Genomic DNA, 11,979 nt, shown 5'->3' with positions numbered 1-11,979 from the left:
GCTAGGGTGATGTTGCCGACAACAACATCAAATCCCCAAGGAGAATCCGCATGACCATCCATCTCGAAGCCGTTCCCGTCCTGTCCCTCGTCGCCGGCATCGCCATCCTGATCGCGCCCAAGCTGCTCAACCTGATCGTGGCGATCTACCTGATCGTGATCGGGGTCGTGGGCATTTTCGGGCTCTGACTCGTCACCCCTGGGCCGGGCCGGTCAGCCGGCCTGGTCTTCCAGTTCCTCCCAACGACTGTAGGCGGCATCCAGCTCGGCCTGCAGTGCCTCGACTTCCGCGGTGTGGCGGGTGATCGCCTCGGCGTCCTGCCGATAGAAGTCCGGCTCGTTCATCCGCTCGGTCAATTCGGCCATCCGCGCTTCCAACGCCTCGACCTTTTCGGGTAACTGATCGAGCTCGCGCGCCAGCTTGTAGCTGAGCTTGGCCGGCTTCTTCTTTGCCGGCTTCGGCTTCGGCGCAGCCGGCCGTTCCCGCGCTGCTTCCGTCACCGGCGTCTCCGGACGCCGCTGCCTGAGCCAGTCGCTGTAGCCCCCGACGTACTCGCCCACCCGGCCTTCACCCTCCATCACGAAGGTCGCGGTGACCACGTTGTCGAGAAATTCGCGGTCGTGGCTGACCAGCAGCAGGGTGCCGGCATATTCGGCCAGGAGCTCCTCGAGCAATTCGAGCGTCTCGGCGTCAAGGTCATTGGTGGGTTCATCCATCACCAGCAGGTTCGACGGCCGGGCGAACAGGCGCGCCAGCAGCAGCCGATTGCGCTCGCCGCCGGAGAGCTTGCTGATCGGCGCACGCGCCCTCTCGGGCGTGAACAGGAAATCCTGCAGGTAGCCGATGATGTGCTTGCGCTTGCCGTTGATTTCGACGAAATCGCGGCCCTCGGCCACGTTTTCGGCAGCGGACCAGTCGTCGCGCAGCACCGATCGGTGCTGGTCGAAGTAGGCGATTTCCAGGTTGGTACCCAGCGAGACCGTACCCGATTGGGGCTCGAGCTGGCCGAGCAGCAGCTTGAGCAAGGTCGACTTGCCGCTGCCGTTGGCACCAATCAGGCCGATGCGATCGCCGCGGAACACCGTGGTGGAGAAATCGCGCACCATCGGCCGGCCATCCCAGGCAAACGAGACGTTTTCGGCCTCGATGACCTTGCGGCCGGACTTGCCCGCGCTGGCGGCTTCCATCTGAACGCTGCCCTGCCGTTCGCGGCGCTGCAGGCGCTCGCGGCGCATCTTCTCGAGCGCGCGCACCCGGCCCTCGTTGCGGGTTCGTCGCGCCTTGATGCCCTGCCGGATCCAGACTTCCTCCTGCGCGAGCTTCTTGTCGAAGCGCCGGTTCTCCAGCTCTTCGGCGTGGGCGCGTTCTTCCACGCGGCGAAGGTAGTTCTGCCAGTCACCCGGCCAGGACGTCACCTGCCCGCGGTCGATCTCGACGATTCGGGTAGCCAGGGCCTGCAGGAAACGCCGGTCGTGGGTGACGAAGACCAGGCTGCCGGAAAATTCCTTCAGGAAGCCTTCCAACCACTCGATCGATTCGATGTCGAGGTGGTTGGTGGGTTCGTCGAGCAGAAGGACATCGGGGCGCTGTACCAGCGCGCGGCCCAGCAGGACGCGACGCTTCATCCCGCCCGACAGTTCGGTGAACGCCGCCTCCCCGTCCAGCGCCAGGTGCTCAAGCACGCGCTCGACCTGGCTGTCGACGTCCCATCCGCCCGTGGCGTCGAGCTTGGCCTGTACGCGCGCCAGCGCGTCGGGGTCGAAGTCGCCGTGGCTGACCCGATGAAACTCGGCCAGCAGGTCGCCGACGTCCCCAAGCCCCTTCGCGACCTGGTCGAAAACGCTGCCCCGGGCATCGTCGGGCACTTCCTGCTGGAGACTCGCCACGCGCACCCCGTCGCCGATCGTCACTTCGCCGTCGTCGGGCTCGATCGAGCCGGCGATCAGCTTCAGCAGCGTCGACTTGCCGGCGCCGTTGCGGCCGACCAGCGCGATGCGCTCGCCCGGCTCGATATCGAGTTCGACGTTCTCGAGCAGCAGCGGACCGCCGATGCTGAAGTCGAGCTTGCGGATGGAAACCAGGGACATGGACAACGAGGGGGTCAGGAGAAGCAACGATTGTAAGGAATATCTGTTCCCATGCGTGACTTGTCACCCATGGCAACAGCACGCGCGGGGCCTAGAATGAAGATCGGTTTAGTCCACCGAAGACCCGATGTTCCAGATCCGAAAGGCCCTTGTGGGCGTTCTCGCAGTCCTGTTCATGCTGCCCGCCGCCGCGCAGTCCGGCGAGTGGCTGCTGCGCGACGCCAACGTGGTGACCATGACCGGTGCGCCCCCGATCGCCTCGCAGGACATCCTGATCCGCGACAGCCGCATCGTCGCAATCGAAGATACGGGCCGCCTGACGACGAAAGGCCGCGTCGTCGAAGTCAACGGCGCCTGGGTGATCCCCGGCCTGCACGACATGCACGTACACCTGGGCACCGAGCAGATGCTGGCCATGTACGTGGCCAACGGCGTGACCTCGATCCGCGTGATGAACGGCAACCAGAGCCTGCTCGAGCTGGTCTCGGGCGTTGCCGATGGCGGCATCTTCGGTCCGAACATCTTTCTGGCAAGCCCGCTATTGGAGGGGCAGCCGCCACTTTGGCCGCAATCCGAGCCCGTCACCACGCCGGAGCAGGCGCGACAACTGGTCGAACGCTACGCGTCCGAAGGCTACCGTGCCATCAAGATCTACGACGGCCTGACCGCCCCGGTCCTCGCCGCCACGGCCGAAGAAGCGAAGCGGCACAGCCTCCCGGTGGTCGGCCACATGCCCGACGCGATCGAACTCGAGCAACTGCTCGTCCACGATCCGGCCAGCCTGGAACATGTCGGCGGTTATCTGCCCGGCTGGTTCAGCGGCGGACGACAAGCCTGCGACATTCCCGAGTGGCAACTGACGAGGCTCGCCGGTCGACTGGCGGAAGCCGGCGTGACGGTCGTCCCGACCCTGTCCCTGTTTCACCAGTCCAGCAACGCCGATTCTCGCGAGCTTACCCGAGCTCAGCCCGAATTCAACGCCCTGCCACCCGGCATTACCGGGCAATTCTGGCTCGGCGCCACGCCCGAGCCCGGAAGCGAGCGCGCAAGGGCGGCCAACTGCAAGTCACGCAATGCCGAACGCTTTACCCGGGCGCTGATCGCGGCTGGCGGGTCGATTCTGCCGGGGACCGATAGCCCCAACCCCTGGCTCGTTCCGGGCCGTGCCCTGCACCTGGAACTGGAGCGACTGGTCGCAGCCGGCATGCCTCCTGAGCAGGCCCTGGCCGCGGCGACCGTGGATGCGGCCGCCTGGTTCGGGGACAAGGATCGTCGCGGGACCATAGAGACCGGCCAGCCGGCCGACCTGGTCGTGCTGGAAGCCAATCCGCTCGAGGATATCCGCCACGTCGGCGCAGTCACGGGTGTCGTGATTCGCGGCCAGTGGCAATCGCAAGCGTCCCTGCGGCAGCGCTGGCAGCCGGCTGCCGGCTCGGAGGCCGGGCTGTGACGATCCGGGTCGAAACCGGCCAGAGCATCACGCCCTGGATCGAAGCCGTGGCCGAGCTGCGGATCCGGGTCTTTCGCGACTGGCCCTACCTGTATGACGGTAGCCTCGATTACGAGCGGGACTACCTTGCCCACTACCAGGCCTCTCCGAACAGCGTGTTCGTACTCGCGCTGGCTGACACCGGCGGCGTGGTGGGCTGTTCGACCGGGCTGCCCCTGCTCGACGCCCACGACGAGTTCCGGACACCCTTTCGCGAAGCGGGCTACGCGCTCGATCGCGTTTTCTATTTCGGCGAGTCGGTACTGGATCCCGCCTGGCGCGGCCGGGGTACAGGCCACGCCTTCTTCGACGAGCGCGAGGCCCACGCACGCAAGCTGGGCCACGACATCACGGCCTTCTGCGCGGTGGTGCGTTCGAGCGACCATCCGCGACGCCCCGCCGGCTACCGCCCGCTGGATGAATTCTGGGAGAAGCGGGGCTACAAGCCGATCGGAGGCCTGACGACAAGCTTCGCCTGGCAGGACATCGGCGAAACACGCGAAACCGACAAGCCCATGCAGTTCTGGGTCAAACAGCTATAATTCAGTCTCGCCTCCGGGGCGGGCGTTGCACTACTCAAGGGAGCACAAGATGATCGAACAGTCCTGGTTCTGGCTGATCCTGGGGGCCTTGTTGGTCCTGTCCGAGTTCTTCATCACCGGTATTGTCGCCATCTTCTTCGGCGCGGGCGCCATCCTGGTCGGTATTGCCACGGCGATCGGGCTGCTCGACAGCCTGCCGGAACAAGTCATCAGCTTTGCCGTGCTTTCGGTCGGCAGCCTGCTGTTCGCCCGCGAACGCATCAAGGTCTGGTTTCGCGGCAACGTCTCCGACCGCTGGGACGGCGACAAGGACCTGATCGCCACGCGTGGAGAACGGGTCACGGTGACCCGCAGCTTCTCCGAGGGCGTCGGGCAGGTCCGGCTCAGCGGCGTCGACTGGAAGGCAGAGTGCGAAAACGGCGAACTCGCGGAGGGCGACACCGCCTGGGTCGTCGGTCACCGCGGCATCACCCTGCTCGTCTCCGCCACCCGCCCCGAGCATTCGAACGATCAGGCCGCCGGCTGATCGCCAACCCAACTACTAACGCCACCAGAGGGACCAACGATGGATCTCGACTCTGCCACTATTCTTTCCCTGATCGTCCTGCTGATCGTCATCATCGCAGTCGTCAAGACCGCCCAGATCGTGCCGCAGCGCTCGGCCTACGTGGTCGAACGGCTCGGCCGCTTCCACAGCGTGCTCGACGCCGGCTTCCACCTGATGATCCCCTTCGTCGACAAGGTCGCCTACAAGCACACGCTCAAGGAAGAAGCCATCGACGTGCCGCAGCAGGCCTGCGTGACCAAGGACAACATCCAGATCCACGTCGACGGCGTCATCTACATGCAGGTCATCGACCCGCGACTGGCCTCCTACGGCATCGAGAACTACCGCTATGCCGCCATCCAGCTGGCACAGACGACGCTGCGCTCGGTGATCGGCAAGACCGACCTCGACAAGAGCTTCGAGGAGCGCGTGATCATCAACGAGAAGGTCGTCGAAGTGCTGTCGGAAGCGTCCGAGCCCTGGGGCATCAAGGTGCTGCGCTACGAGGTGGCCGACATCACCCTGCCCGAGACCATTCGCGACGCGCTCGAGAAGCAGATGCGCGCCGAACGCGAACGACGCGCCGTGGTGGCGGAATCCGAGGGTGCACGCGAAGCCAAGATCAACGTCTCGCAAGGCATGAAGCAGGAGACGATCAACGTCTCCGAAGGCGACATGCAGAAGCAGATCAACGAGGCGCGGGGCCGTTCGGAGGAAATCCGCCTGATCGCCGAGGCCACGGCGGCCGGGATCGAACGCATCGCCACGGCCATCAATCAGCCCGGCGGCAGCGAGGCGGTGAGCCTACGCATCGCCGAGCAGTACGTCGAGGAATTCGGCAACCTGGCCAAGGAGACCAACACGCTCATCCTGCCGGCCGAACTGTCGGACATCGGCGGCGTGGTCGCCGGCCTGGCACAGACGCTCAACAAGAGCGTCAAGTCACCCCAGGCCTGAGCGCCGCCCGGCGGGACGACCGGGTCAGCCGGTCGTCTCGACCTTGAACCACTCTTCCCTGGGATCCCGGCACACGATGAACCAGGGGTTGAGGACTTCCTCGCGGGCGTTGTAGGTCAGCGGCTCGCCGGTTTCGGCATTGACCACCTGCCCGCCGGCCGCCTCGACGACCGCTTGCGCGGCGCAGGTATCCCACTCGCAGGTCGGCCCGAGCCGCGGGTAGATGTGCGCCGAACCGTCGGCGACGAGGCAGAGCTTGAGCGAACTGCCCATGGCCACGAACTCGGCCGACCCCAGGCGCGCGACAAAATCTTCCACTTCGCGCGTGTTGTGCGAGCGGCTGCCGACGACGTGCCAGGGACGGTCGTCGGGCTTGTCGGTCGCCTCGATCCGAACCGGTTCCCTTTCGTCGTCCTGCCGCCAGGCACCGTCGTCGACCGAGGCGAAATACCAGCGATCGAGCGCCGGGGCGTAGACCACGCCCAGCACGGGCTTGTGATCGCGCACGAGCGCCACGTTGACCGTGAACTCGCCGTTGCGCTTGATGAACTCGCGCGTCCCGTCGAGCGGATCGACCACCCACAGCGCTTTCCATTGACGACGCTCGGACCACGGCGCCTGCTTCGATTCCTCCGAAAGGATCGGGATATCGGGCGTAAGCGCTTTCAGGCGCTCGACCAGGATCCGGTTGGCGGCGAGGTCGGCCTCGGTGAGCGGGCTCTTGTCGTCCTTGTCGACGACCTCGGTGGTCGCCGGGTCGTTGTAGACGGCCATGATGGCCTTCCCGGCCTCGGCCACGGCCTCGCGCACGCGAGGCAACATTTCACTCAATTGCATAGTCTTCTCGATTAGTCGATTGATTCGATTCGGGCAAGATCTTTGAAACGCAAAGACGCCAGGACGCGAAGGAATGAAAAGTCATTCATGCATGGGACAGAATGGCTTGGGAAAGCTCCGGGTTTCGGCTCTGCGCCTTCTTGATTTCTCGTTTTCTTTGCGTCTTCGCGTCTTTGCGTTTTAAAGGTTCTCAAGCCACGCGGAAAAGTCGGCACCCAGCTCGGAGTGCTTGCGGCCCAGGTCGACGGTGGCTTGCAGGAAGCCGAGCTTGGAGCCGCAGTCGTAGTGCCGGCCTTCGAACTGGTAGGCATCGACCACCTGCTCGTTCAGGAGCTCGGCGATGGCGTCGGTGATCTGGATTTCGCCGCGGTGGTCCGGAGCGGTGTTCTCGAGCAGCCCGAACAGTCGCGAGCTGAGCACGTAACGGCCCACGATGGCCAGGTTGGACGGCGCATCCTCCGGCTCGGGCTTTTCGACCATGCCGCGGATGCGGCCGCTGCGCCCGGAGAACGACTCGACATCGACCACGCCGTAGGAACGGGTCTTCTCGCGCGGCACTTCCTCGACGCTGATGACCGATGCGCCGGTTTCGGCGTGATGCCGGGCCAACTGCGACAGGACGGGATCGTCGCCGTTGTCGATCAGGTCGTCGGGCAGGATCAGGCCGAAGGCATCCCCGGCCACCAGCGAACGTGCGCACAGCACGGCGTGTCCCAGGCCAAGCGCCTGGCGCTGCCGGACGTACAGGCACTCGACACCCTCCGGCACCGTCTTCTGCGCCAGTTCGAGCAGTTCGTGCTTGCCGCGCTGCTCGAGCTCGGTCTCGAGCTCGTAGGCCATGTCGAAATGATCGGCGATGGCGTTCTTGGTGCGACCGGTGACGAACACCATCCGACGCGCACCGGCGGCTACGGCCTCTTCCACCGCGTACTGGATCAACGGCTTGTCGACGACCGGCAGCATTTCCTTCGGAATGGCCTTGGTTGCCGGAAGGAAACGCGTGCCGAGCCCGGCGACGGGGAAGACGACGGTTTCGATCATGGTGGATGAGCCCCTGGCGTGCCAAAGGTCGACATGGTAGCCGATTCAGGGCGCGGGGGGCGAGGACGGAGGACGGGGAGCGGAGGACGGAGAGCGGAGGACAGGAGCCGGAGGTCGGAGGTCGGAATTCAGTCCTCAGTCCTCAGTCTTCCGTCTTCTGCCTTCCGTCCTCAGTAATGCCCGGCCAGCCGCATATCCCGCAGGCGCCCCTCGGCCAGGCGGGCCAGGGTCGTTCCGGGGTACTGGCTGCGCACCTGCTCGAGGGCGGCGCGGGCTTCGTTCCAGCGTTCCTGTTCGTAGTGGCTGAAGCCGATCTTGAGCAGCGCGTCGCCCTGCTTGCCGCTATCGGGGAAGCGCTCGAGCAACTCGTCGAAATAGTCGAGCGCGGTTTCGAAATCGCGCGTGACGTAGTAGGTCTCGGCCAGCCAGTAGAGCGCATTGGGCGCGTAGGCCGACTGGGGATACTGTTCCAGGAACGACGAGAAACCTTCGGCCGCGTCCGCATATCGGGTTTCGCGAAGCGCCCGGAAAGCGCGATCGTATGCGGCTTTCTCGTCTTCACCGACCGAGTCGAGGTCCCGGGCCGGGCCGGTAGACGGCTCTGCCAGGGTCGTGATTTCGGCCTGGGCATCGATGGGTTCGCGGACTTCGGGTACATCCCGGGCGGGCCGGGAAGGCGGCACCGATTCGCTGGCCGGCTCAACGGGCTGCGATTCCCGGCCGGTTCGTCCTTGCACCGGGTCGCTCTCCTGCACCGGCGCCGGCTCGCTGCCCCCCTGCTCCAGCGCCTGCAGGCGCCGGTCGAGATCCAGGTACTGGTCCCGTTGCCGGCGACGGAGATTCTCGATTTCGCGCTGTTGCGACTCGACCATGCCGCGCAACTCGCGCACTTCTTCCATCAGGGCCTGGACGTCGTAGACCAGGTCGCTGCTGTCCTGTGCCTGCACCGGAACGACGACGGCCGGCACGAGGCCGACCGCCGCAATCACCAGTGTCTTGGTGAAGTGTCTCAACGCCATTACCGGGCCGTGTAGACGATCTCCACGCGACGGTTGCGCTGCCAGCAATCCTCGTTGCTCTCGCGGCACACCGGGCGTTCTTCACCATAGCTGACCACTTCGACCTGGCGCGACGGAACGTTGTTGGCGCTCAGCAGATCCTGCACGGAGTTGCCGCGGCGCTCGCCCAGGCCCAGGTTGTACTCGCGCGAACCGCGCTCGTCGGCGTGGCCTTCCAGCATCACGCGGGCCGACGGGTTGGAGCGCAGGTACTCGGCGTGCGCCTCGATGATCGGGCGGAACTGCGAGCGAACGTTGGAACGGTCGAACTCGAAGTAGATGACGCGCTGGCTCAGCAGGCTGTCGGAATTGTCGAGGTTGCGCGGATCGGTGTAATCTCGCGGATTCAGCCGATCGGTTTCCGGCTCGTCCACCGGCTCCTGGGTCGGCGGCGGTTCCGGGGCTTCCGGTTCTTCAACCGTCTCCCTCGCGCAGGCAGCCAGAATGGCGGCCAGCATGACAAGGGCGATGAATCGCAGTGCAGTCTTCATGCTACCTCCTGGGAATCGTACAGGCATTGTTGGGGGCAATTTCTCATTATCGAATCATTGGCGACCAGGCCGGCTCCCGAACATCGTCACCCTCGCTCAGGACCAGCCTTTGACGGACCCGGCCGTCAGCCGAAACGGCTGCCAGCTCGCTCTTGCCGTCCCGGCGCGTGGCATAGAGCACCATGCTGCCGTTGGGCGCAAAGCTCGGCGATTCGTCAAGCCGACCATCAGATAATACACGCAAACGGTCCGTTTCGCGATCATGGATCGCGATCCTGTAGTCCTCGTCGCCTTCGCTGTAGATGACCGCCAGGTAGCGCTCCTCCAGGCCGAAGCTGGCATGCGCGTTGTAGCGTCCTTCCCAGGTCACCCGCTCGGGATCGCCGCCGCCGGCGTCCATCGCGTAGATCTGCGGGCGACCGGCCCGGTCGGACGTGAAATAGATCGTCTCCCCGTCCGGCGACCAGGCCGGCTCGGTGTTGATCGACCAGTGGTGCGTGAGCTGCTCGCTGCGGCCCGTCTCGAGATCGATGACCCAGATTTCCGGGCTGCCGGTGCGCGACAGGCTGACCGCCAGCTTGTCGCCGTCGGGCGAGAAGGCCGGAGCGCCGTTGATGCCCTTGTCGGCGCTGACCACCCGGTTCTGGCCGGTATAGAGATCCTGCACGATGACCTGGGAGCGTCCGGTGGCGAAAGACACGTAAGCCAGCTTGCGGGCATCCGGCGACCAGGTCGGCGAGAGAATCGGTTGGCTGTTGCGCACCACCGTCTGCGGATTGTGCCCATCGGCGTCGGCGACCACGAGCTCGAAGGTCTCGTTGTCCGCGCCCGTGCCGCGAACCGCCACGTAGGCGATACGGGTGGCGAAGGCGCCCGGCACGCCCAGCAAGGCCTCGTAGACGGCATCGGCGACGCGGTGCGCGCCGAAGCGCAGGTCGCCCAGACCGACGGTCAGCGCCTGGGAAAGCAGGATGCGGCCGGTATGGACGTCGAGGAGGTGGTACTCGATTTCGTAACCCATGCCGTCGTTGGTCTCGCGTACCGAGCCGATGACCAGGTGGTCGACCTTCAGGAGTCGCCAGGTGCCGAAGCGCACTTCGGTCGGCTCCGAGGGCCGATCGACCATCTCACTTTCGTCCATCGGGTCGAACAGGCCGGAACGATGCAGGTCGGCGCTGACGATATCGGCCACGCCGTCCTCGGGCTCGGGCATGTCCGAGTTCCACTCGAAGGGCGCGACCGCGATCGGCATGGCGCCCTCGACGCCGTCGACGATCTCGATGCGCAGCTCCGCCGCAGCGGGAGCGGCGAACAACAGTGCGAAGACGAGCAGGCTAGCCGTCGTAAACGAAGACAAAAGTGATCTGGCGCTCGAATACATCCTCATAACCTCGATAGGGCAGATTTCCGACCCGCATGACCGCCGCAGTGATCGAGCGGCGGGTGGCGTCGTCGGCATTGCATGGTGACACGATACTCGCATCGATGATTTCGCCGCCGGGGATCTGCACGACGCGCACCGAGCATTCCACGCCCGGCGTCGTGGTCGGCGGCCGGATCCAGCTTCTCCGCACGAGCTCGCGGATAGTGGCGACATACTCTTCCTTGAGCGTGGCGCGGCGGGCCTCGGCAGCCGCCTGCTCCTGGGCGAGACGCAGGCGCTCGGCTTCCTCTTCGGCCTGTTGCTGCTGGCGATCGCGTTCGCGCTGCTCGGCCAGCTCCTGCAGGCGGCGTTCCTGTTCCTCGCGCTCGCGCTGGGCTTCCTCACGCTGGCGGCGCAATTCCTCGAGTTCGCGCTGGCGGGCTTCCTCCCGCTCGCGTCGCTCGCGCTCGAGCTGTCTTCTTTCTTCCTCGGCACGCTGGCGCGCCGCTTCGTCTTCCCGGCGGCGGCGCTCGGCTTCTTCCTGGCGACGGCGCTCCTCCTCGCGACGCTGCTGCTCGAGCTGCTCCTGCCGGCGTCGCTCCGCCTCCTCTTCCTGGCGCTGGCGTTCGGCTTCTTCCTCGCGCTGGCGCTCCAACTCGGCCTGGCGTTGGCGCTCGGCCTCCTCCTGACGACGCCGCTCGGCTTCCTGTTCGTCGGCCCGTTCCTGACGTTCCTCTTCCTGCCGGTCTTGCGGCTCGGCCACCGCGCCCTGGTCCACGAGCGTGACCTGCACCGGCACCGGGCGGTGCTCGAAGGGCTCCCACTCCCAGGTGCCGATCACCAGCACCAGCACGAAACCCATGTGCACGGCGACGGCCAGCCCGAAGGCGGCCAGCCCGTCCTTGATTGCCTGTTTGCGCTGGGGGGAGAGCATCATTCAAGTCAAGGAAAGCAAATCGTCCACAGATGAACACAGATGAACACAGATGAACACAGATAAAGAAAGGAACCGGAATTTCATTGCAGTGATCAGACGATTCGCGCTCTGGCGACTGGCTGCTGAACCGGCAGAACCGACAAACAGATCATCTGCGTTCATCCGCGTTCATCTGGGATTTCATTCGGATTCGGGCTCGGGGTCGCCCACCAGGCCGACGGAGGCCACACCGGCGCGCTGCAGCAGGACCATGGCGCCGTAGATGTGCTCGTAGGCCACGTCGCGGTCGCCGCTGACGGTGACCTGCAATTGGGGGTTCCGGGCCACGATCGCGCTGACGGTATCGACCAGGGTCTGCTCGTCGATCAGCTCGGGCGCATCACCGGTATCAAGATACAGATCGCCCTCGGCGGTGACCGTGACCATCAGCGGATCACCCTGGTCGGTCAGCGGTTCGGCCGAGCCCTGCGGCAGTTCGACTTCCACGCCGAGGTTCATCAGCGGGGCAGTCACCATGAAGATGATCAGCAGCACCAGCATCACGTCGATATAGGGCACGACGTTGATTTCCGACATGCGCTTGCGACGGCGCCGGATATAGGGTTGATCGGACATATCGAATCAGATCCT

Annotated in this window: 13 protein-coding genes; 5 read left to right on the top strand and 8 right to left on the bottom strand. The window is 65.3% G+C overall.

Annotated features, from left to right (window positions below; all coding sequences use genetic code 11):
• Positions 1 to 50 precede the first annotated feature (50 nt).
• Positions 51 to 188: a DUF3096 domain-containing protein gene (locus tag DZC52_RS14555; RefSeq protein WP_116651879.1), complete on the top strand. Its 138-nt coding sequence runs from the start codon at positions 51 to 53 to the stop codon at positions 186 to 188.
• A gap of 24 nt (positions 189 to 212) precedes the next feature.
• On the opposite strand, the gene DZC52_RS14550 is transcribed toward DZC52_RS14555, so the two are convergent.
• Positions 213 to 2,087: an ATP-binding cassette domain-containing protein gene (locus DZC52_RS14550; RefSeq protein ID WP_116651878.1), complete on the bottom strand. Its 1,875-nt coding sequence runs from the start codon at positions 2,085 to 2,087 to the stop codon at positions 213 to 215.
• A 127-nt stretch (positions 2,088 to 2,214) separates the two neighbouring features.
• Between DZC52_RS14550 and DZC52_RS14545 the strand changes: the two genes are divergently transcribed.
• The 4 genes from DZC52_RS14545 to DZC52_RS14530 are packed head-to-tail and all read left to right on the top strand — an operon-like array spanning position 2,215 to position 5,622.
• Positions 2,215 to 3,537 (top strand): amidohydrolase family protein, encoded by a 1,323-nt coding sequence (locus DZC52_RS14545; RefSeq protein WP_116651877.1) that lies wholly within the window; start codon positions 2,215 to 2,217, stop codon positions 3,535 to 3,537.
• A complete protein-coding gene (locus DZC52_RS14540; protein ID WP_116651876.1) occupies positions 3,534 to 4,118 on the top strand; it encodes a GNAT family protein in 585 nt (194 codons plus the stop codon). The genes DZC52_RS14545 and DZC52_RS14540 overlap by 4 nt, the downstream gene beginning before the upstream one ends.
• A gap of 49 nt (positions 4,119 to 4,167) precedes the next feature.
• A complete protein-coding gene (locus DZC52_RS14535) occupies positions 4,168 to 4,644 on the top strand; it encodes an NfeD family protein (RefSeq protein ID WP_116651875.1) in 477 nt (158 codons plus the stop codon).
• A 39-nt stretch (positions 4,645 to 4,683) separates the two neighbouring features.
• Positions 4,684 to 5,622 (top strand): SPFH domain-containing protein, encoded by a 939-nt coding sequence (locus tag DZC52_RS14530; protein WP_116651874.1) that lies wholly within the window; start codon positions 4,684 to 4,686, stop codon positions 5,620 to 5,622.
• Between the two features lie 24 nt (positions 5,623 to 5,646).
• On the opposite strand, the gene cysQ is transcribed toward DZC52_RS14530, so the two are convergent.
• From cysQ to tolR, 7 genes are all read right to left on the bottom strand, one after another.
• The gene (gene cysQ / locus DZC52_RS14525) at positions 5,647 to 6,459 is read right to left on the bottom strand and encodes a 3'(2'),5'-bisphosphate nucleotidase CysQ (protein WP_116651873.1); all 813 of its coding nucleotides are present in this window, start codon (positions 6,457 to 6,459) and stop codon (positions 5,647 to 5,649) included.
• A 180-nt stretch (positions 6,460 to 6,639) separates the two neighbouring features.
• Entirely contained in the window at positions 6,640 to 7,500 is an 861-nt protein-coding gene (galU, locus tag DZC52_RS14520) for a UTP--glucose-1-phosphate uridylyltransferase GalU (RefSeq protein WP_116651872.1), read from the bottom strand.
• A 170-nt stretch (positions 7,501 to 7,670) separates the two neighbouring features.
• Positions 7,671 to 8,519 (bottom strand): tol-pal system protein YbgF, encoded by an 849-nt coding sequence (gene ybgF, locus DZC52_RS14515; protein WP_116651871.1) that lies wholly within the window; start codon positions 8,517 to 8,519, stop codon positions 7,671 to 7,673.
• The gene (gene pal / locus DZC52_RS14510) at positions 8,519 to 9,049 is read right to left on the bottom strand and encodes a peptidoglycan-associated lipoprotein Pal (RefSeq protein WP_116651870.1); all 531 of its coding nucleotides are present in this window, start codon (positions 9,047 to 9,049) and stop codon (positions 8,519 to 8,521) included. Before pal ends, ybgF begins: the two co-directional genes overlap by 1 nt.
• 46 nt (positions 9,050 to 9,095) lie before the next feature.
• Positions 9,096 to 10,406, bottom strand: coding sequence for a Tol-Pal system beta propeller repeat protein TolB (gene tolB / locus DZC52_RS14505; RefSeq protein ID WP_245960838.1), 1,311 nt, complete (start codon positions 10,404 to 10,406; stop codon positions 9,096 to 9,098).
• Positions 10,384 to 11,349 (bottom strand): cell envelope integrity protein TolA, encoded by a 966-nt coding sequence (gene tolA / locus DZC52_RS14500; RefSeq protein ID WP_116651868.1) that lies wholly within the window; start codon positions 11,347 to 11,349, stop codon positions 10,384 to 10,386. The genes tolB and tolA overlap by 23 nt, the downstream gene beginning before the upstream one ends.
• 180 nt (positions 11,350 to 11,529) lie before the next feature.
• Positions 11,530 to 11,964, bottom strand: coding sequence for a protein TolR (gene tolR, locus DZC52_RS14495; RefSeq protein WP_116651867.1), 435 nt, complete (start codon positions 11,962 to 11,964; stop codon positions 11,530 to 11,532).
• Positions 11,965 to 11,979 lie beyond the last annotated feature (15 nt).

Source organism: Wenzhouxiangella sediminis (genome assembly GCF_003410055.1).
GTDB lineage: Bacteria > Pseudomonadota > Gammaproteobacteria > Xanthomonadales > Wenzhouxiangellaceae > Wenzhouxiangella > Wenzhouxiangella sediminis.
Note: the sequence above shows the minus strand (reverse complement) of the source record. Positions and strands in the feature narration are given on the sequence as shown.